The organism is Lysinibacillus fusiformis, from assembly GCF_016925635.1.
Classification (GTDB): Bacteria; Bacillota; Bacilli; order Bacillales_A; family Planococcaceae; genus Lysinibacillus; species Lysinibacillus fusiformis_F.
Genome location: NZ_CP070490.1, coordinates 4,845,845 through 4,867,940, shown reverse-complemented (window position 1 = coordinate 4,867,940; position 22,096 = coordinate 4,845,845). Strand labels below are relative to the sequence as shown.

18 protein-coding genes are annotated in these 22,096 nt (G+C 37.8%); 12 read left to right on the top strand and 6 right to left on the bottom strand.

Annotated features, from left to right (window positions below):
* Positions 1-5 precede the first annotated feature (5 nt).
* Together JTI58_RS24075 and JTI58_RS24070 are read right to left on the bottom strand one after the other, a co-directional pair.
* A complete protein-coding gene (locus JTI58_RS24075; RefSeq protein ID WP_205444213.1) occupies positions 6-1,055 on the bottom strand; it encodes a Cj0069 family protein in 1,050 nt (349 codons plus the stop codon).
* 160 nt (positions 1,056-1,215) lie between these two features.
* Positions 1,216-2,133, bottom strand: coding sequence for a DMT family transporter (locus JTI58_RS24070; RefSeq protein ID WP_205444212.1), 918 nt, complete (start codon positions 2,131-2,133; stop codon positions 1,216-1,218).
* Positions 2,134-2,239: 106 nt separating this feature from the next.
* Between JTI58_RS24070 and JTI58_RS24065 the strand changes: the two genes are divergently transcribed.
* The 4 genes from JTI58_RS24065 (at position 2,240) to JTI58_RS24050 (ending at position 11,497) form a co-directional block, all read left to right on the top strand.
* Positions 2,240-3,133: an AraC family transcriptional regulator gene (locus tag JTI58_RS24065; RefSeq protein WP_205444211.1), complete on the top strand. Its 894-nt coding sequence runs from the start codon at positions 2,240-2,242 to the stop codon at positions 3,131-3,133.
* Between the two features lie 98 nt (positions 3,134-3,231).
* Positions 3,232-4,275: a beta-carotene 15,15'-monooxygenase gene (locus JTI58_RS24060; protein ID WP_205444210.1), complete on the top strand. Its 1,044-nt coding sequence runs from the start codon at positions 3,232-3,234 to the stop codon at positions 4,273-4,275.
* 396 nt (positions 4,276-4,671) lie between these two features.
* Positions 4,672-6,339: an HD-GYP domain-containing protein gene (locus JTI58_RS24055; protein WP_205444209.1), complete on the top strand. Its 1,668-nt coding sequence runs from the start codon at positions 4,672-4,674 to the stop codon at positions 6,337-6,339.
* A 22-nt stretch (positions 6,340-6,361) separates the two neighbouring features.
* Entirely contained in the window at positions 6,362-11,497 is a 5,136-nt protein-coding gene (locus tag JTI58_RS24050) for an ATP-binding protein (protein ID WP_205444208.1), read from the top strand.
* 24 nt (positions 11,498-11,521) lie between these two features.
* Here the strand turns inward: JTI58_RS24050 and JTI58_RS24045 are convergent, their stop codons facing one another.
* Complete coding sequence (locus tag JTI58_RS24045) at positions 11,522-12,220, bottom strand: response regulator transcription factor (RefSeq protein WP_205444207.1); 699 nt, start codon at positions 12,218-12,220, stop codon at positions 11,522-11,524.
* 180 nt (positions 12,221-12,400) lie between these two features.
* Positions 12,401-12,865, bottom strand: coding sequence for a hypothetical protein (locus JTI58_RS24040; RefSeq protein ID WP_205444206.1), 465 nt, complete (start codon positions 12,863-12,865; stop codon positions 12,401-12,403).
* Positions 12,866-13,005: 140 nt separating this feature from the next.
* Here JTI58_RS24040 and JTI58_RS24035 point away from each other — a divergent pair, with 140 nt between their 5' ends.
* The 6 genes from JTI58_RS24035 to JTI58_RS25120 all read left to right on the top strand — a co-directional run bounded on the left by JTI58_RS24035 (position 13,006) and on the right by JTI58_RS25120 (position 17,514).
* On the top strand, positions 13,006-13,188 hold the full coding sequence (locus tag JTI58_RS24035) for a DUF4177 domain-containing protein (RefSeq protein WP_205444204.1): 183 nt from the start codon (positions 13,006-13,008) through the stop codon (positions 13,186-13,188).
* Positions 13,189-13,380: 192 nt separating this feature from the next.
* On the top strand, positions 13,381-14,085 hold the full coding sequence (gene bioD / locus JTI58_RS24030) for a dethiobiotin synthase (protein ID WP_205444202.1): 705 nt from the start codon (positions 13,381-13,383) through the stop codon (positions 14,083-14,085).
* Entirely contained in the window at positions 14,066-15,460 is a 1,395-nt protein-coding gene (gene bioA / locus JTI58_RS24025; protein WP_205444200.1) for an adenosylmethionine--8-amino-7-oxononanoate transaminase, read from the top strand. The genes bioD and bioA overlap by 20 nt, the downstream gene beginning before the upstream one ends.
* Positions 15,436-16,029 (top strand): biotin transporter BioY, encoded by a 594-nt coding sequence (locus JTI58_RS24020; RefSeq protein ID WP_205444199.1) that lies wholly within the window; start codon positions 15,436-15,438, stop codon positions 16,027-16,029. The genes bioA and JTI58_RS24020 overlap by 25 nt, the downstream gene beginning before the upstream one ends.
* Positions 16,026-17,021, top strand: a complete 996-nt coding sequence (bioB, locus tag JTI58_RS24015) for a biotin synthase BioB (RefSeq protein WP_205444198.1) — start codon at positions 16,026-16,028, stop codon at positions 17,019-17,021. Before JTI58_RS24020 ends, bioB begins: the two co-directional genes overlap by 4 nt.
* Positions 17,022-17,391: 370 nt before the next feature.
* Positions 17,392-17,514 carry a hypothetical protein gene (locus tag JTI58_RS25120; protein WP_279381295.1) on the top strand — a complete coding sequence of 41 codons (123 nt, stop codon included), beginning with the start codon at positions 17,392-17,394 and terminating at the stop codon, positions 17,512-17,514.
* A 42-nt stretch (positions 17,515-17,556) separates the two neighbouring features.
* Here the strand turns inward: JTI58_RS25120 and JTI58_RS24010 are convergent, their stop codons facing one another.
* On the bottom strand, positions 17,557-18,144 hold the full coding sequence (locus JTI58_RS24010) for a LysE family transporter (RefSeq protein ID WP_205444197.1): 588 nt from the start codon (positions 18,142-18,144) through the stop codon (positions 17,557-17,559).
* Between the two features lie 113 nt (positions 18,145-18,257).
* Between JTI58_RS24010 and JTI58_RS24005 the strand changes: the two genes are divergently transcribed.
* On the top strand, positions 18,258-18,812 hold the full coding sequence (locus tag JTI58_RS24005; RefSeq protein WP_205444196.1) for a helix-turn-helix domain-containing protein: 555 nt from the start codon (positions 18,258-18,260) through the stop codon (positions 18,810-18,812).
* A gap of 555 nt (positions 18,813-19,367) precedes the next feature.
* On the opposite strand, the gene JTI58_RS24000 is transcribed toward JTI58_RS24005, so the two are convergent.
* Positions 19,368-20,531, bottom strand: a complete 1,164-nt coding sequence (locus tag JTI58_RS24000; protein ID WP_205444195.1) for an aminotransferase-like domain-containing protein — start codon at positions 20,529-20,531, stop codon at positions 19,368-19,370.
* 128 nt (positions 20,532-20,659) lie between these two features.
* Between JTI58_RS24000 and JTI58_RS23995 the strand changes: the two genes are divergently transcribed.
* A complete protein-coding gene (locus JTI58_RS23995) occupies positions 20,660-22,057 on the top strand; it encodes an aminotransferase-like domain-containing protein (protein ID WP_205444194.1) in 1,398 nt (465 codons plus the stop codon).
* Positions 22,058-22,096: the final 39 nt, after the last annotated feature.

Below are 22,096 nucleotides of genomic sequence, written 5' to 3'. Positions count from 1 at the left end.
TTTTTTTATGGCGCAATGGCCTCTGTTTGCTCCTTGATACAAGCTAAAATTTCTTCTGCTACTTCATGGGCTAACGACAGTTCTGAAGTAAAGCCCACACAAGAACAATTCATTTCACCTAAAATATAGCAATCTTCTCCAGCTTCATTGGTATCTAGCATAAAATCAGCCGTCCAGATTAACGGTAAATCATAATTGCCTAGTAAGTTTGTTACTTGAGGGAGCTGCGTTAAAAAGTTTTGCACCAGCTCTTGCCAGTCTTCAGGCTTGTCATAGCGGTATTGAGCGCCAGAGAATAGCGTTGCGCTAAAGGCATCCTCGGTAGCGGCTGGTTTTTTATGTACGACGTGTACGGGATGATCGCGCAACATGAATAAGCGGATTTCGCCTTCTGTAATCCTTGGAAGAAAGCGCATATCGATTAACATACCATTCGTCCCCGTAATATACTGCTCACAATATGTCATAAAGTCGCCAAGCTGCCAAAATTCTACATGATTATCTTTTGCTTCTGTACATTTAATTTGTGCATCAAGTGGCACTTCTGTGATACCCTCAGCTAGTGGTTCTACCAATTTTACACGCCAAATGCCTTCACCAGTTGAACCACGATTTTGCTTCAAAACGCGCTCTGTCAGTGCTAAGGAAGTAGGGAATTGTGTTTTGAATGCTTCGATTGTGTAGTAGGCAAATGTATCATCAGGTACTAAATTTGTTGTCGTAAGCTTTGATAACACATCTTTAGAGCCGTAGCTAATCATTGCATCTGGATGTGGCATCCCTATAACGCCAGCTTGGCATAGCTCACGTAGCATGGCAAAATACTCTTCCTCATGCTGTAAGTTCCCTGGATTTATACGAGATACATAGGCAACACCATGTTCCTTCACATAGTTAAAGATTTGTTGCTTTTTTGTGATATCAAAGAATAGTACCTCAGCATCTTGCCCACGTTGTTTTAGCGCTTCCACCATTGGCATGGTATCTGGACGATAGCCATTTGGCCCTTTATCTGTGCCACCTTCAACCTCGAAAAAAATAACTTTTTTATCCATAAAATACCTCCTTTTATCTGTTGTTAGGTTCAGTATAGTAGATAAATAAGGAGAAAAGATATATGAAATATGTAAATTTTATGTATAAATTCATATATTACTATATCGACTCTAGGAGGTATTAACTATTAATATTTATAATAATCTAAATTTTCAATATTCAAGACTGTTTCTTCTGAAATACTGTGAGATATAAAATCATGAGAAGAATTAGTAAAGTCCCTATAAACTGATAGCCGCCAAAGGCAATTTTTAACCACCAAACACTTGTGATGACAGCCATTAATGGCTCAAGACTACCTAATAAGCTTGACTCCTTTGGTGAAAGATAGTGCAAACTCGCAATATAAAACCAAAAAGCGAGCATTGTACCAAAAATAATGATAAAGAGAAAATAAGCAACGGTAGAAAATGTCCAACCTGATAGATCAATAGCCCAGGGTGGGTGGAAAATACTCATCACCAAACCACCGATAATCATCGACCAGCCGACAACTAGTAATGAATGGAATTGCTGTAAAAGTGGGACGGCATAAATGGTGTAAAATGCAACAGAAAGACCAGATAAGATACCCCACAACACTGCCATAAAAGGAACGGACAATGTCGAAAAGGAGCCGTTTGTTAATAATAAAAAGGTCCCCACAAGTGTCAGTGACACAGCAAGAGCATCCTGTTTTGTCAATGGACTTTGCTTCGTTACAAAGTAATAAGCCATGATAAATAGCGGTGCTAAATATTGCAATAATGTGGCTACAGCTGAATTACCAATGGCGATTGACATCATATATGTATATTGGACAGCAAGCATGCCGAGTAAGCTAAATAGAATTTGTCTAAATGCATGTTGCTTCGTGCGCCACATGACGAAAATGGATTCATGACGATGGGTCATTTTATAAATAGCTATCAGTAATAGACCGGCTAAAAGTAAACGACTAGAAACAAGCCAGCCGACTTCAATATGATCCTGCTGAAACAGCCTTTGGGCAACAGTCCCTCCAATTCCCCAGAAGCTTGCACCGAGTATAACTAATAGCAAGCCAAGAGTACGTTTATTTTGGATTAGTTGATTCATCTGTTTACATCTCCCAAACTATCAATATAAGATGAGTATAAAGTGATTAAATGCAAATAAATATCGATTTAATCCAAAAAAATATCAATATATTGAGGTGATGTAGATGCCGTTAACACATATCAAAGTAGCAAAGGATTTACAGGAATTAACCTTGCATGGAACAAAGGAATTTCCGGTTGCCTTGTATGAAACGGTTATGCGATTAGAAAGTATGGATTTTCTACCTCTCCATTGGCATAAAGAAATACAATTTGTTTTTATAAAAAATGGATGTGCACAGTATCGAGTAGGGACGGACGTTTTTGTATTGAAGCAAGGCGAGGGGCTCTTTATCAATGCTTCAGGATTACATGAAGCAAAACCTTATCAAATGGAACAAGCTGTGGTTTATTGTGTAAATGTGGACCCAATAGTAATGGGGGGACATGATGGCAGTATCTTTTTTACGAAATATGTACAACCGTATATCACAAAAAATCGATTACCTTATGTCAAACTAACAGGAGAGTTAGCACAGAAAGTAGCGACGATTGCGGAATTAATGCGAGAGCAAGCCGCATTTTTCGAGCTAAAGGTACGGAGAGAGCTTCTATTCATTTGGGAATCCATGCTGACCCAATCCTTGTTGACAGAACAAATGATGGACTCTTTCACTATTGTGCAGCATGAACGAGCAAAAGCTATGCTAGATTTTTTACATGCACATTATCAGCAGAAAATAGCATTAGAAGATTTAGCTAGCCATGTGTATATAAGTCGCGCTGAATGCAGTCGCTTTTTTAAGAAAATAGTGGGCATGACACCGTTTACCTATTTACGCCAATATCGGCTACGTAAAAGTATAGAATTATTGAGAGGCGATGAGCTATCTATAACAGAAATAGCGGTGGATACAGGCTTTAGTACGGTCAGTTATTATATTGAAAAGTTTAAAGAATACACTGGCTACCCACCACATGTTTATCGTAAGAAGTTTTTAAGTGTGAAAAATAATTGAACGTGAATAGAAAAAGGATAATCTTTTATACTCAAATGATATACAAGATTAACCATTTGGCATAAAGTAAAATTAATAGTTGAGAGGGGGCGTAGAGAATGATGGTCTTAAAAAGTAAGCAAAATATATGGCTCGCCTTATTATTAGTGGTATTAGCGAGTAATTATACACTCTATAACACTGGGTTTGGCACATCTATTTTACCCATCGAAACAAATGGTGTTGTCATGGGGTCATTGATTGACTTTATTTTGGTAATACCCGTGTTATATATGCTTTATAAAGGTAAATTTTCGTTAAAGCAGGCCATTCTATTAGCTGCAGCTGGCTGTATTGCTGCACGTTTTATCATCCCAATGGAACATCTTCAGCCTTATGTGGCAGTGACATGGGCTGGATTTGCGATTGAAGGGTCTATTATTCTATTAGAAATTGTTCTAGTGGCAACGCTTGTACGATACCTGCCAAAAATCCTAGGGGAAGTGCGTGGAAGCTCTTTGCCAGATCTCTTTTCATTTTCAAAGGCTGTAGAAAAACATGCACCCAAGCACCCTGTTATTCAGATGATTTGTGCGGATTTATTAGTGCTTTATTATGGTTTCGCGAGTTGGAGAAGACAAGAATGTCAAGGTTTAACATTGCATAAAAATTCGAGCTATATCGCTTTTCAGCTTATGATTATTCATGGGATTGCTATTGAAACGATTGGTATTCACTGGTGGCTACATGAAAAGTCAATGGTACTTTCCATTGTGTTGCTTATTATTAATATTTATTCAGTAATCTTCTTGCTTGCGGATATGCAGGCTATTCGTCTAAATCCTGTTTACGTAACAAATGATACATTGTACTTATCGCTTGGATTAATGAAACGCACTGAAATCCGTTTTGATCATATTGCCGCAATCATTGAAGACAGGGAGCAATTAGAGGGGAAGTTATCAAAAGATACGATAGACTTTATAGCACGTGATTTTGGTGAGGCCTATCCACATTTCATTTTGAAAATGAAAGAGCCTGTGGAAGTAACGTTTATGTTAGGAATAAAGAAACGCTATAGTCAAGTAGCCATTAAAGCAGATCAGGCCCAAGAATTTAGACAAATGCTTGCACAAGGAATAGCAATGAGCCAACATCATTGAAAGCACTTATGATTGTCCTCTATATAAATAGCCAATGTTTTGTAAAAAGTATGATCAAAACGTTGGCTATTTTTTATTGATTGACTAGAAGAATTTACATAAAGAGACATTAATTTTGTTTGATGATCGTTAGGACTGCCGTATCTAGCCTTTCTCCATAAATATTTAACCATTATCATGGTGAAAATAGTTGGACTTTTAGTTCTTTTATTAGATTTTAATATAAATAGCCAATTCAGATAGCGTGCAACTTTTATTAGTTAACAAAGGTCATAGTTCTTCATATGAAAATGAATATTTTCTCACGTATTTATAAAAGTAATGAATACTATTTAACCTAATTTTAACCTTCGAATTTTATAGTTTTATTGTACTAAAATAGGAGGAGTGTTAATTTTGAAGGTAGTTCCAACAAAAATTGATGATTTACAGGAGGGTTTTGTTTTAGGGAAAGATTTATATGTTGAAAATCGTATGCTCATGAAAAAGGGAAGTGTATTAACAGCACGTATTCTTACATTATTAAAAAACCGCAATGTTCAACATGTATATATTGAAGTGCCAACAGACGAAGGGATCAATCAAATACAGTCTATTACAGAGCAACAGCAACAAAATCCTTTAGTATGTAGTGAATGGATTGAAATGCCTAAATTCCTGCAAGCACTCGCAGAGTTGAGCACAGAAAGACGATATGGCCATGCTTTAAAAAATATGGATGATATCGTATTTGTGCGTGACTTATTTGAAACGTATATGCAGAATCTAAACTATCGAAGGCTACTACTGACACTTAAAAAATATGATGAATATACCTTTATGCATGCGATTGATGTATTTACACTCGCTACCTTATTTGCGAAAAAAGAAGGTATTTCCCATTTAAAGCATTATGCATTAGGCTTTTTATTTCATGATATTGGTAAATTAAATATTCCCTATGAAATTTTATCGAAAGAGGAGAAGCTAACTGTAGAAGAATTTGCTACGATGCAGAAGCATACACAGTTTGGCTATGATATATTAAAGGAAATTGGACTTGAATCCATTGCCTTTTTGGCAAAGTTACATCATGAACGAATCGATGGCTCGGGATATCCAGAAGGATTAGCAGAAAATGAGATTCCAAAGGAAGTGTTACTATTACAGCTGATTGATATCTACTCGGCCGTCACGATGAATCGTCCCTATAAACAGGAAATAGGTGCTGCCGAAGCAATGGCGACAATCTATAAAGAAAAGCATTTATTAGACGAAAAGCTTTTGGCTAAATTTGTTGATTTTATTGGTATTTATCCAGAAAGGTCCATTGTCCTTTTGTCAGATGGAACGCATGCTTTAGTAGAGCATGTCAATAATATGTTCCCACTTCTTCCTACGGTTAGGAGATTAGATACGAATACCATTTTTGATTTACCGGTAAATTTTCAACTTAAGATTGAGAAGCTTATTACATATTATGTGGAAACACCAGATCAATTGTTCCGAAAATTTTCTGAGTATTTAATAAAAGGCGAAGCGCATTTAATGGAGAAATATTATCATAAGCTAATTGAACTCCATACAACTTCCGAATGCATCACAAAAATTTATATTCCCGTATACCAAATTTTTGATGTACTTAAAGAACAAGTAATGTTAGAAAATGTACGAGTAAAGTTAAGAGGATTATTAAACAAGGCTATCCTTCAATTACGTAAAGGTTCGAAAACAAAGACCTCTGCCATCTTTCTAGTTGATCAAAATCTGCGAGCAAGTATTCCATTCCTGTTACTAGAAGGTGTTTTCTATGTAAAGGAAATCTGTCCTATTATAATAGACACTACAACAAGTAAAGAGGAATTATTGAGAATTGCAGACTATTGTAAAGCGTCTGCTATCTGTTCATTTGAAGAGGAATATAACCCACTGATTGGTACAAACCGAAAATTGGAACTCTATCATATTACAACAAAGAAGTTAGATAGCCTGGTTTTTAGCTTCGCTGGATTATCAGTTAAACAAATGAATCTAAAGAAAGCATTGCAAAAATATAAAGCGGTTACAAAGATGATAAACAACTAGCAAAGAAGAGGAGAGATTGTGTGTGAATGATTGTATTCTTTTACTGTCCAGTCAAGATTGGCATCTACAGAGAATGTATATGAAGAAATTTAACAATCTGGTACTGGTAAAAAGTGTTCATCCTAATTCAGCAGAGACAAGAGCCAAACTACAATATGAGTTTTCCTTGTTTTCGAATGAGCAAAATCCTTGGCTATTAAAGCCGATTGCCATGGATTATATAGATGATCAATATGCGATCATCTATGAAAACTTTAATGGAGTCCCCTTAAAGCAATTCAGTAACAACTTGATTTCTTTGCATCAATTTCTACAGATTGCCATTGACCTTGTCAATATTTGTATGAAAATGCAACAAAGTGATTTACTCTACCTAAACCTACATCCTAATCAAATCTTAATCAATCCTAATTCTTTAAAAATAAAGCTACTAAGCTCTGAATTTAGTACAAAATATGATGTAGAATCTCCAGTTGTGATTGAAAATCCCTATGAACGACTAGAGCAGCTTCCCTATTATGCACCAGAGCAAACGGGCAGACTTCATTTAGAGGTGGACTATCGGACTGATTTATATGCACTGGGGATCATATTTTACGAAATACTGGGTGGTCAATTACCTTTTCAAGCAAAGGATGCTGTGGATTTGATTTATGAAATCATCACCAAAAAACCAGAAGCATTGGTGAGTAGAGACAGTCGTTATCATACTTTGATTTGGGAAATTATTGAAAAGTTATTGGCTAAAAATCCAGCCGACCGTTATCAAAGTGCCATTGGTTTGAGAGAGGATTTGCTATATATCCAACAGAAACTTTTAGTAAACGAACCACTTGAAGATTTCCTGCTTGGTGAACAGGATTTGCATCTGAATATGGGACTGTCTACAAAGCTTTATGGGAGAGAATCGCAATTCGCTGAACTTTCTTCTATTTTTCGTCAGGTTGCAAAAGGTGACAAAAAGATGGTTACTATTTCAGGACAAGCAGGATATGGAAAATCCAAGTTAGTTCAAGAACTAAAGGGTGAAATTGCGGCTGCAAAGGGCTATTTTATTACAACTAAGTATGAGCAGTTGCAATTAGAAAATGACTATACCATTGTAATTCATCCTTTAAGGAGTTTATTGAAATATATTTATATGGAGGGTGAAAAGTCTGTCCATTTATGGAAGAAATTATTTCAAGAGGTTAAATTAGTTGTGACAGATGAACTTATCCATCTATTACCTGAACTCAAATGGTTTGTGAAGGAGGAAGTACGCTTCCAAAAAGAAGTTCGCCAAAATACAAAACAGCTCCATTCCTATACGTTTATATCGATTCAAAAAATTTTATTAACATTTGCTATGCAAAAGAAACCTGTTATATGGTTTGTAGATGATTTGCATTGGGCCAATCAAAGTACGATTGACATTATGACCCAAATTTTTGAGCAACACCGAGCAGGATACTTTATGATGATTGGTACATTTCGAGTGAATGAGGACCGTACAGAGGAGGAAAATCAGCAAAGAACCACTAATTTTTTTAACGGTCATCAAATCCATTTATCCTTGCTTCAGGAACAACATGTTCAACAATGGTTGGAGGCGTCTTTCAATGCAAAGCCTCATACCATACAGGTCATTGCCAAGCAATTATTTAATTTGACCAAAGGGAATCCGTTATTTGTGAAAGAAGCGTTTCGTTCACTCCAGCAAGATAACACAATTTATTTTAGTGCAACAACAAAAGAATGGGAGTTTAATCGTAAGAAATTTAATTTATCCCGCTTAAATAACGAGCTACTTGCCTTTATTGAAACGAGAATGGCTAATTTAACAACAGAAGCCCATGAGATTTTACGAATTGTAGCATGTTTCGGTCAGCGCTTTGAATTTACAGATGTCTTAAAGCTTGTGTCCTTATCAGCCCAAGCATTATTAAAACACCTGGAAACACTTGTCGAAAATGGCTTTATTATTCCGTTAGATGCCCATTATAAATGGGCGGGTACGTTAGAGCATGAAGGGATTTTACATACATTTTCGACGAAATTCCAATTTGTCCACGATCGTATTCAACAAGTAGCTTACCACGATTTACCAGGTCAATTGCGTGCAAAATTGCATTATCAAATTGGCCAGCTTTTAACAGAGGGCTCTCAAATGGTTGCAGATCATGATCGCTTAAGCGAAATCGTCATGCATTTCAATTACAGTCGACACTTATTGACTGGGGAAGAAAAGCAAAAGTTGGCTATATGGAATTATCAACTTGGTATTGAGGCTAAAAGAATAGGGCTATTTGATAATGCGCTAAAATTTTTTACAACCAGTAAAGAACTATTGACGCCTGATCATTGGGGGACTAGGAGAGAACAGTCCGTTAAATTATATGCTAATTTAGGTGAATGTGAATATATAACTGGCCACTATGAACAATCGGAAACGCATTTAACAGAAGCTTTGCAGCATTCGGAGACTGTGTTAGAAAAGCTAATGATTAACAATTTAAAAACGGTATTATACATCGAGTCTGATAATCCAACTATCGGCCTAGAAGCAGGCTTGGTAGGTTTACAAGTTGCAAATGTGAAAATTTCCGCATATCCGAAAAAGTCACAGCTTCTAAAAGAGTATCTATTGTTGAAATTTGCATTGCGACATATGTCTGACCAAGATTTATTGCAGCATCCCCCAACGAATAGTAAAGAAATTGATATTTTGATTCATTTAATTGTTAATATGACGGCAAGTGCTTTCCTATTAAATCCTAACTTGACAGGCATTCTTTTGATGAAAGGGCTACGTCTACAGTTGAAGTATGGTGCTACATCGAAAAGCGGTATGGTATTGATTAACTATGCGCTGCTTTTAAATGCGGGTTTTGCCAATATAAAAGAAGCCACTCGCTTTGGAAAACTTGCCATCATTGTTGCAGATACGCAAGAAAGTATGTATATCAAGGGACATACCTATTATGTGTATGGTGTGTTTATCAGTCATTGGACAGAGCCCTATGAAGCCAGTATTCAATACATCAACGAAGCTCAAGCAAAAAGCCAAGAGCTCGGCTTATATCATTTAGTATCCTCAGCATCCTGCTTTATAGTCGCGATACGACTTATTCAAGGTGTTTCCCTAGAAGATTTACAGCAGGAAATTAGACGACAACAAGAGGAATTTTCTGTTCATGCAAGTACCTTATCGATTGACTTTTTAGCCGAAATGGGGAGATGGGTGAATATCCTCCGCTCGCCACACCATCCTGTACAATGGGCTTATCCCATCACAATACAGAATCAGCCTGCTATTAAAATGATGCATTATTCAGTACGTTTACAAATGTCATTTTTATTAGGGGATGAAAAGCAAGGGAAAGCGATTCTGACAGAATTAAAGGAGCTAAGTAAGGAAACCTATACATTACCAATCACCACAGTTTATTATTTTTATCGTGCCATGTGGCAATTTCATTTTCTGCATCGCCAAAATTGTCAGGTACAAGAGCAGAGGTTGTTTTTAGCTGACATACGTCAAAGCCTAAAGAAATTTAAGAAATGGGCGATGTATTCTTCAGAGAATTATGAGCATCTCTATGCTTTATTAATGGCGGAGAATTGCCGTTTCAACAACAACGACAAAGACGCTGAGCTCTATTATGACCGAGCAATACAATTAGCAAGAATGAACGGCTTTGTCCAGGATACAGCACTAGCATATGAGCGAGCGGCAAATAATTATCTCAGAAAACAGCAAGAGAAAACGGCAAGACATTATATACTAAGTGGTATTCAAAATATTGAAACATGGGGAGCCGAAACAGTTGCTAGAAGATGGGCAAGAGACTATCAAGTGCATCGTCAACAGGAGAGTCAGAGTAGAGAATCAGTCACGTTTGATATGATGACGGTTTTTGAGACGACGCAATCTTTTGCAACAGCCATTCGTATGGAAGATTTACTTTATAAAATATTGTTTTCTCTGTTAAAGCATGTAGGAGCAGATAGTGGCTATTTTATTCATAAACAGCAGCAGCAATTATTGGTGTTAGCAAAGGCGGAAGCTGCGGAAAAAACATTTACTATGTATGATCAACAAAGAATGGAGAATTTTAATGCTAATATGCAATCGATTATACGCTATGTTCTTAATAGTAAAGAGCATGTGATTATCGACAATGCACAAAAAACGCAGCATCCTCATTGTTCCTATTCAACGGCTAAATCTATTCTTTGTCTACCGATTATCCATCAAAATGAAATTATTTCGATATTGTATTTTGAGCATACATTAATGACGAATGCCTTCCATCCATCTCATGTTCAGCTATTGAAAGTGATCGCTGCTCAAATTGCTGTTTCCTTTGAAAATGCGCAAATATATGGAGATTTAGAAAAACGTGTTCAGTTACGTACTAAGGAGTTAGATGAGACGAATCGGCATTTGACAAAAATGAATGAACGTTTAGAAAAAAATGAACTGGAACGTAAAAAACTCTTGCATAGTATTTCCCATGAATTACGCTCCCCGTTAACCTCGACTTTAGGGTATATAGAATTAATGCTAGAGGGTGTGATCGTAGATGCAGTGGCCAGAGAGAAATATTTAATAAGAAGTAAGGAACGGCTACTAGCATTAAATAGCTTAATACAAGATTTGTTTGATTTAGCGAATCTAGAAGCTGGTAGAGCAGAATTTTCTTTTACAGAGGTACAGGCGAAGGAATTATTTCTGCAAATGGCATCCCGTTATGAGGATGAAGTGAAACAATCAGGATTAACCTACAGTGCGCACTTTTATGGTCAGGAAGAAGCTCAGCTACTGATTGATAAAACGCGAATCAATCAAGTGATTGAAAATATCATGACCAATGCAATGAAATATACATCAAGTGGTGGCATTCAATTGTCCATACATGTAGAGGACAAGCATTTGATTTGTTCGATAGCTGATAGTGGCATTGGTATTGCTGAGAGTGATCTTCCCTTTATTTTCGACAGCTATTATCGAGCAACTAACATCCATGAAGCACATTCACATGGCATTGGCTTAGCTATCTGTAAACAAATTGTTCACCAGCACAATGGCGAGATTTTTGTTGAAAGTCTTGAAAATGAAGGAAGCATATTTAGCTTTACATTACCACTAGTTAAGGTATTGGTGAAAAATTAACAAGGGGTGGTGAGCGTTTTCTTCCTACTCACCACTCTCTTTTTTATAGACGAATTGGTAGCCAAAACCTCTCACTGTTTGAATCCATTTCGGTTTTGAGGGGATATCTTCAATTTTACGACGAAGAGTACTTATATGGACAGATACGGTTTTCAAATCAGTGACACCATCATAGCCCCAAACATGATCAATGAGTTGATCAACACTAATCACTTGATTTGCATGCTCAATTAGAAAAAAGAGGAGCAGCTTCTCCTTCGTAAATAAATTTACAAGCTGTCCATCCTTATAAACATTTTTCTCATCTAAATGGATGGACAAATTATCAATATGTACAATATTACTTTTTTTTGATGGGTTTCTTCTTTTTAAATTTGCTTGGATACGGGCCAATAATTCTTTTGGAATAAATGGCTTTGTCATATAATCATCTGCACCAACCTCAAAGCCCTCAAGCTTCTGTTCGATTAGATGATTGACGGTCACAAAAATGATAATGGCATCCGACACATCACGGATTTTTTTGGCTAACTCGAAGCCTGTACCATCTGGTAAATTAACATCTAACAAGATTAAATCAGGTTGTTGCGTGACAGCGAGATGCCAGCCACTGGATAGAGTGGATGCCTTTACTACGCTATAGTTAGCATTAGCTAGCGTAAGCGATAAAACCTCCATAATATCTATATCATCTTCCACTATTAAAATTTTCTCGTTCGACATATCTATCAATCACCTTCCTCTTTTAAATATACCAACTTTTGTCTAGGATGGGAAAGAGAAGGCTTAGGACTTGCTTGATTTTAAAATCTGCAATCATCCGTAGGTCAAAGTAATCATGTGGGTTTGCTATAAATGAACAAAGACTTCAATTTCCCACTAGAAAATGAAGTCTCCAAGAAATTAATCGAGGTGTGCGATAGCATTGAGTAGATCATCACGGATGGCCGCCCAAAATTGCTGTTGAACAGCATCACTGTAAGTATAAAGCTCTTTATGCTGAATATGATCATAGATAGCAGCAATATCTTCTTGATGAAAAGAGAGCCGATGGTTTAATACCTCTCGTTCTTCTTCAATACAAAACAGTTTATAAATATCGGAGAGGCGCTCAAACTTTGCTAATTTTTGTGTCATCGTTTCATATTGTATTTGATGAAAACGTCCTACCGCAGAAGTCATGGAAATTTTTGCTCGATGCTCTGCTTGTAATGTGCGAAACTCCTCCTGAAGAATGGCCACACGATACCAAAATTCATAACGATGCGGTAATTCTCTTAGTTCATAGGTAAGTAATGCTTTTAAAATTGAATGTACTTGTTCATATGTATCGATGATCTTTTCTGGTTCTTTAAAAATGCCAAACATACTACCACCCCCATGTAGTTTAATACTACGAGTGAAGTTTAAAATCCTTTAAAATCTTCATAATAATCGATAGGGAGAACTGACTAATTATTGAAACCTTGCCTAAGTAGTTACGTAAAGATTTACAAGGGGGTGAGTCAATGTATGAATATAAATTTGTACAAACACATTTAGGTAGCTTTTTTCAGGAAGCTACACATCAGCAAACAATCGAAGAATACGCTAAGCAAGGTTGGCGTTTAGTGCAAGTATTGCCGATTGCCTATAATGGACATGGAAAACCAACAGACTATGAAATCATTTTTGAGAGATTAATAGAATGACTATTAAGGAACGCTAGATTCTTGCCATAAATGGTGGGAGTTTAGTGTTTTCTTATTTTAATACATAATTTGCTGTTTTTATTAAGAAAAATAGTGTATTCAGAAAAATATAGAAATAGCATTTACAAAACAAAAATATATGTGTTAACTTAAATAGTGTTAATGGTTAACTTAAAAAGGGGGAGGTTAACAATGCAACATTTTTGGGTTGTCGGTACAGATACGGATGTTGGGAAAACAATTGTCACCACAATGTTGATGTGTCATTTACAAAAACAAGGTTTGAAAGTTTCACCATACAAGCCTGTGCAAACAGGAGAGCTATACGAAAATGGTCGTGGCTATTATCACGATACAGCCATGTATGAAAAGTATTCCTTACAAAAGCTTCAACAAGAGCACCTCAATAGCTATTCATTTAGAGAAGCTGCATCACCACATTTTGCTGCGCAACTGGAGGGGCAGCAAATTGATGTCAAAGAGCTATTATTGCGTATTCAATTATTACAAGCATCCTATGATGTCGTGATATGTGAGGGAGCGGGTGGGCTCTTTGTTCCATTTACTGCTCCAAATGGTATGACACTGCTTGATGTCATCGTCAGTAGCAAGCTGCCAGTAGTGCTTGTCACAAGGACTTCCCTTGGGACGATCAATCACACATTGTTAACAATGGAGGCTTTGCGCTCTCGTCAAATCGACATTCTTGGCATAGTGTTTAATGGAGACACGGGCAGCAGCATGGAACAAGATAATATAAAAACAATTTTACAGTACCATCCTGTGCCCTATGCGATTATTCCACAGCTACAGGATCTATCACAGCTAATGGATTATGCCATCACACATACCACACTGTTTGAAAGGCTTTTTAACTATGAAACAAGCATTAACTGATTTACAGGTAAGAGATTTACGTCATGTTTGGCATCCATGCTCGCAAATGAAGGACTATGAAGCATTTCCACCAATCGTCATAAAAAAGGGGCAGGGCGTATGGCTTTATGATGAGCATGATCAGCGTTATTTGGATGCTGTATCATCTTGGTGGGTTAATTTATTTGGCCATGCCAATCCGCGCATTAGCCAAGCTTTAAGTGAGCAAGCATTTACATTAGAGCATACGATTTTTGCTAATTTTACACATGAACCAGCCATACAGTTAGCTGAAAAATTAACAGCGTTAGCACCTAAGGGATTACATAAAGTCTTTTTTGCCGATAATGGCTCATCTGCCATTGAAGTCGCGCTGAAAATGAGCTTTCAATACCATATGCAGACAGGGAAACCAGCGAAAAAGCGCTTCCTCGCCCTGACAGATGCCTATCATGGAGAAACCATTGGTGCTTTATCGGTAGGAGGGGTAGACCTTTACAATGAAGTATACCAGCCTCTGTTATTAGATACGGTTCGTGCCAAAGGGCCAGATTGCTTCCGCTGCCCATTTCAGGAAGACCCAGCAAGCTGTAATGCGCCATGTAGTCAATTTATCGAGGAACAGCTGCAAGCTCATCATGAGGAAATTACAGCAGTTATTATCGAACCATTAATTCAGGCTGCTGCAGGTATGAAAATGTATCCACCTGTCTATTTACAGCGCTTACGAGCATTGTGCTCACACTATGATGTGCACTTCATTGCAGATGAAATTGCTGTAGGTTTTGGTCGGACCGGCACATTGTTTGCCTGTGAACAAGCGGACATCACACCAGATTTTATGTGCTTATCCAAGGGGCTAACAGGCGGTTATTTACCATTATCTGTTGTCTTAACAACAGAGCAAATCTATCAAGCTTTTTATGATGATTACGGAACAATGAAGGCTTTTTTACATTCGCATAGCTATTCAGGCAATACATTAGCCTGTCGTGTGGCACTTGAAGTGTTAACGATGTTTGAAGAGGAACAAGTGATGGAGATGATTCAGCACAAGGGACAACGCATGCGAGCGTTAGCCATAGAAGCTTTTCGTAATATGCCTTATGTGGGTGAATACCGGCAAGTTGGTTTAGTGGGAGCGATTGAACTTGTAGCGAATCAATGGACAAAGGAAGCGTTCGCTAGTGAGGAACGTATCGGTTATCAAATTTATCAACGGGCTTTAACAAAAGGCTTACTAATCAGACCGCTCGGCAATGTTTTGTATTTTATGCCACCTTATATTATTTCTGAAGAGGAAATGGCATTTATGATTCAGACAACGAAAGAGACAATCGAACAATTTTTCCAGGACAGGGGGGGCTCAGGTTGGTTAAGCGTCATCAGACATTAGCACTTGTCATGATCGCCATGTTTGCTGCTCTAACAGCGATCGGAGCGTTTATTAAAATCCCATTGCCTGTCGTACCTTTTACATTACAAATTGTTTTTGTATTTTTAGCAGGATGTTTGTTGGGTAGTCGGAATGGTTTTTATAGTCAACTTGTCTATATCGGTGTGGGCTTAGTAGGATTGCCTGTTTTTACACAGGGTGGTGGTATCACGTATGTCTTACAGCCAACATTTGGTTATCTGATTGGCTTTGCCATAGCAGCCTATGTAATTGGGTTCATCATTGAAAGGATAGAGACACCAACGAAAAAGCATTTTATTGCGGTAACGATTATAGGGCTGGTCATTATTTATGCTGTGGCCGTTCCTTATTTATATGTAGCATTGAATTTCTGGTTAGATATGAAATCAAGCTGGTCACATGTTTTGGTTGTCGGCTTTTTAAGTAGTATTATCGCTGATTTTTGCTTAGCTATCACATCAGCGCTATTAGCTGAGCGATTGTATAAAGTATTTCAGTCGGCAAGAAATGTGAAATTTTCACGCGTAGAGAGGGAGAATGTAATATGAATTATTACCAACTAGCTCAAGAAGTAATTGCTGGCAAAATCATTAGCAATGAAGAGGCACTTGCCATATTAAATAGCGAGGATGATGCGCTATTACAGCTTATGGATGGTGCTTTTACGATTCGTCGGCATTATTATGGGAAAAAAGTAAAATTGAATATGATTATGAACGCCAAAAGCGGTTATTGCCCGGAGGATTGTGGCTATTGCTCCCAGTCCTCTAAATCAACGGCTCCTATTGAAAAATATCCCTTTATTACAAAAGAGGAAATTTTAGCAGGTGCCAAACGAGCGTTTGACAATAAGATTGGGACATATTGTATTGTAGCCAGTGGTCGTGGGCCAACACGTAAGGATGTCAATGTCGTGAGTGAGGCAGTTACTGAAATTAAAGAAAAATATGGCTTGAAGGTTTGTGCCTGTCTTGGCTTATTAAAAGAAGAACAGGCACAGCAATTAAAGGAAGCGGGGGTGGATCGTTACAATCATAATTTAAATACATCTGAACGTCATCATTCCTTCATCACGACCTCACATACATATGAGGATCGTGTCAATACGGTGGAGATCGTGAAAAAGCATGGAATATCACCTTGCTCTGGTGCCATTATTGGGATGAAGGAAACGAAGGAGGATGTGGTCAATATAGCGCGCGCCCTCCATCAATTAGACGCGGATTCTATTCCTGTAAACTTTTTAAATGCAATTGATGGGACAAAGCTAGAAGGAACAAAGGACTTAAACCCACGCTATTGTTTAAAGGTTTTAGCGTTATTCCGCTACCTCAATCCTACAAAGGAAATCCGTATTTCGGGTGGTCGTGAAATCAATTTAGGCTCGCTTCAGCCACTTGGTCTCTATGCTGCTAATAGTATTTTTGTAGGCGATTATTTAACAACAGCAGGACAAGAAGCGAATAGTGACTATCGCATGTTGGAGGATTTAGGTTTCGAGATTGAATTAACGCAAAAGCAAGAAGAAGTATTATGTTAAGCTTATGAAATAAAAATCTACTACTACAGCAAAACCGTACTTTTGTACGGTTTTTTGCTGTAAGCGGATAGAAATTGAAAAGTGGTGGTTAGGCAGCGAAAAATAGTGGATAAAAATTAAAAAGTAACGGATAGGCCTGACATCACTGGCTGTTTATATACCTATAAAATCAAGGTTTTCACAAATTGTTCAATGAAAGCGTTTTGAAATTGAACAGTTTGTGAAGACCTTCACATAAAGCTTTCTTTTTGAAAAAATCAGCGTAAAATAAGTATCAAGTAAGGAATTGTTATAAAACAGTTGACGAGACGTAGCATAAATTTTGGTAGTTGTTATATTACAAAAATAATGAATGAAGGGAGCTTTTCATATGTGGGTTATTACAGTTTTTGATAAGAAGGATGTTCGAGTTTTTGAGTATACGAACAAAAATGAGGCAACAGAAGCTTTAGCAAAATTCAAGAAAAATGCCGTTTTAACGTATACAAAATAAGTTGCTGACGAAGCAGCCCTCTACCGACAGAGGGCTGTTTTTTTAATGTACAACAATCGAAACAGCACTGTACAGTAATAAAAGTGCCATGATGATGTTAAACGGTTGTCGATATTGCTGTAGAACCTTTTGAAAAACGGAGCCACATAACGCCCAACTAAATGTACTGATTACACCTACTAGAGCTAAAAATAAAGAGAAAAGGAGATAGCTTATGTAGGATGAGTAGTAGGGTAGGATGTAAGTTGCGACAACAGTAAGACCAAATAAAATACCTTTTGGGTTAATAAATTGAACGAACGTGCCTACAAAAAATAGGTTTCGTTTTTCTTCTTCGTTGTCGTGATCCTCTAATTCTTTGCTTGTTAAAATTTTATAAGCCAGGTACAGCATATAGCCTACACCAAATATGGTTAAGGGTAATTTAATGGCAGGCAAGATGTTTAACATGACCGTGTTAAAAAAGCTACTCAGACCAATAATGATGAAAAAACCAATCCCTACGCCTAAACAGAATGGAATCGTTTTCGATAAGCCATATTGTTTAGCAAAAACCATCGCCATAAAATTATTAGGGCCAGGTGTAAAACTTGTAATGATGATAAATAGTAAAAAGGAAAATACAGGCAAATCAATCACCTCTTTCAAGTTGTATGATATAATGTCCGAAATAGACAGTATAACGTCGGTCATTTTATTATACGAAATGTACGCTATATTGTACATATAAGGAGGGCTCTTGGATGGAAGAAATTCATCTAGTCTTTGCAAGAAATTTAAAGGCAATTCGAGAAAGGGAAAAGTTAAGCTTAGAGAAGGTTTCGCAGCTTAGTGGCGTGAGTAAAACGATGATTGGTCAAATTGAAAGGGGAGAATCCAGTCCAACTTTGACAACGATTTGGAAAATTGCAAATGGATTAAAGGTTTCCTTTACAGAGCTTATTCATCATCCACAACCTGAGACGGAGGTTATTCGCGGTAAAGATATTCAAGTATTGAAGGAGGATCATGGCCAATATATTGTTTACCCTCATTTTCCATTCCAAAAGGATAGTCGCTTTGAAATTTATACAATCGAAATCAAACAAAATGGGACGTTAGATGCTGAGGCACATCGAGAAGGAACGGAGGAATATCTAACCGTTTTCGAGGGAGAATTACTCATTCGTATACAGGATCAGGATTATCGATTGACAAGTGGGGATGCCATCCGATTTAAGGCAGACCGTCCACACACATATAGCAATCCAGGTAGTACAGTAACACGGCTTAGTATGTCTATTTACTACCCACGTTAAAAACCCGTATAAGCGCTTTTATAAAGCGTTTATACGGCTTAGTGTTGAAAAACAAAACAGTCAATTGAAAGATAGAAATGAATTTCCGTTGCAGGCTACTTGCTTTCCTGTGAGCGAGCGCCGAATCGCTTCCTCCGCTACCGCTCCGTGCAGGGCTTCGCCTGTCTCGCTATCCCACGGGAGTCAAGTAGCCCTCCACTTCAACCCACTGACTTTTTAGCAAAGGTTTTTAGATAAAGTGAAGGTGTCCACTACTCTTTATGGAAGGGTGTTGTCACGCATCACTTCTCCACATTGAAAATAAGAGCTTATCCCCTCTAAGAATATAGATAATGGGCAATTTGATCGCTATGCTACTATGAAAAAAAGTAAATACACTTTGCAGAATGCTTGATTGGAGTGGAGAGGCTCATCGAACGCCCCCTGGAAAGGACGCTGGCGGAACGGAAATCAACCTCTCACCTTGCAAAGTTGCTTTTTCTGCCGTTGACATCATCTTTTTTCAACAATATGCCGTATAAGCGCTTCTATAAAGCGTTTATACGGCTGCTATTTTTATAAAATACTAGCTAAACGTTTAATCCCCTCGCGGATCACTTCAGGTGTAGCATTTGTATAGTTTAGGCGCATTGTATTCACATTCGTTTTTGATGTATAGAATGGGTCACCAGGCACAAAGGCAACCTTTTGTTCCATTGCTTTATGGAAAAGATCAAGGGCTGGCGTACCGTCCTTCATTGTTGCCCATATGAACATTCCACCCTCAGGTCGTGTATATTCAACATGGGCAGGGAAAAACTCTTGCATCGCATTTAGCATCGCATCTGATTGATTTTTATATAAAGCGATAATTTTCTTTACATGTTCCGCGTAATCATTACTTGCTAAATAATCGTAGATGACATATTGCGAAAAAATATTTGTATGAAGATCTGACGCTTGCTTCGCTGTTTCAATATGCTGTAAAAGCTCTTTGTTTTTCGTGATGATAAAGCCAAGACGCATGCCAGGTGTGACCGTTTTAGAGAAAGAACCTAGTAAAATACTATTTTCTAATTTACCAGCACCGATATATGGAAGCGGCTCTCCTTGGAAACGTAGCTCTCCATATGGATCATCCTCAATTAAAGCAACATCGTATTTTGCCACTATTTCATAAATTTGTTCACGCTTTTCTTTCGAATATGTGAGCCCTGTTGGATTTTGGAAGTTTGGCACCGTATAAATGAATTTTACATTTGGTTGTTGTAGGGCACGCTCTAACTCTTCTAGATTAAGACCATCGTTTTCAAGTGTAACCCCATGGAAAGTTGGCTCCGCTAAAGTAAAGGCTTGAATGGCTCCGAGGTAACCTGGCTCTTCGATGATAATGCCATCGCCTTTATTGATAAGTACTTTACCAATAAGTTCAAGTGCTTGCTGTGAGCCTGTTGTAATAAAGACATCATCAGCATGTACATCAAGTCCATGCACACGTTGATATTTCGCGGCAATATATTCACGCAATGGTGCATAACCCTGTGTTGACGAATATTGAAATAGTTTGCTGCCATTTACCGTAATGGCATGGTCTACGGATGCTCTCAATGCATCAATAGGGAAAGAGATGGGGTTTGGAAGCCCACCTGCAAAGGAAATAACGTCCTCCGCATCTGTTACTTTCAAAATATTTCGAATAAATGAGGATGGTGTTTTTAAGATTCTTTCAGAATATTGCATAATAATCGGTCCTTTTTTTCTGATTTTTTAAAAATTATATCATTGTCATCGTGTGCATACAATATTATCATTGTATGCAAGACAATTAAACTATTGTATGCAAATTAAGAGAAAGAAGGGCCTAGTGAATGCCTATTAATTCATTTGACGAGTATCCAATGAGTTGGAAGCCGGATATTAGCAATATTTCTGCTCCATTATATATAGCCATTGCACATCAGCTTGAGCAAGATATCAAGGATGGAAAGCTAGTACCTGGCACAAAATTGCCACCACAACGCGAATTAGCTGATTTTTTAGATGTGAATTTGAGTACGATTACGCGAGCCTTTAAGCTTTGTGGTCAAAAAGGATTAATCTATGCCTCGATTGGCAGTGGTACATTTGTTTCAACAGATGCGGCTAGCAATAAAATGTTACTACCAACTAACCATGCCACACCTATCATTGAAATGGGCTCTGTTCTACCAGATAATTTTGTGAATGAAGACATTACACGCTTTATGAAAAAGATGATGAACGAACCTAGTTTTAGCATGCTATTTCAATATGGCAGACCTGAGGCCAATGCATGGCAAAATGAAGCCGTGATGAAGCTTCTCGAATTGGTGAATTTTCAAACAGATCAGCCTATTCTTCTAGGAGCGGGTGGACAAAATGCCATTGTGGGAACCCTCGCTGCTTTATTTCAGCCAGGCGACCGCATTGGTACAGATCCGATTACCTATGCCGGCATTAAAACAGCTGCAAATATGCTCGGTATCCAGCTTGTAGCTATCCAGCAATGTCAGGGTGAAATGACAAAAGAAGGGTTACTGTATGCTTGTAAAAATGAGCATATCAAAGGAATTTATGTGATCCCTGATTTTCATAACCCAACGACTCATACGATGTCAGTGGAAACAAGAAAAATGATTGCAGACGTGGCAAGACAGAAGGATTTGCTGGTGATTGAGGATGCTATCTATAGCTTTCTCAAGGAGCAGCCGCTTGCTCCGATTGCTTCTTATGCACCTGATAAGGTAATTTACATTGCTAGCCTATCTAAAACGCTTTCACCTGGTTTACGATTATCCTTCCTTGTGACACCTCCTGCGCTTCGGAAAAAAATAATGGAAACGCTCTATAATATTAATATTTCCGTTTCTCCTATCATGTTGGAGCTTGCAGCAAGGTTAATCCATGAGGGAGTGGCCCAAACGATATTAGAAAAACACCGAGCATATGCCAAACAGCAAAATGCACTTGTCGATCAGTATTTAGGGGATTATCACATTTTAGGGGAGGAGGAATGTATTTTTAGGTGGCTACAATTGCCAGACAAGTTTACGGGTGTTCAATTTGAATTGCTGGCTTCGAAAGCTGGTGTACAAGTTTATGCAGCAGAACGCTTTGCTGTAGGGAATGCAAAGCCTGTCAATGCCGTTCGTTTAGCCATTGCGGCGCCAGAATCTCAGCTTGAGCAAGCGTTAATGATTTTAAAGGACTTACTCGAAAGTAATGGTGATTACGCATTTGTTGATTAAAGGGGATGAAAGGTATAATAAAGCTAAGATAGGATAGAG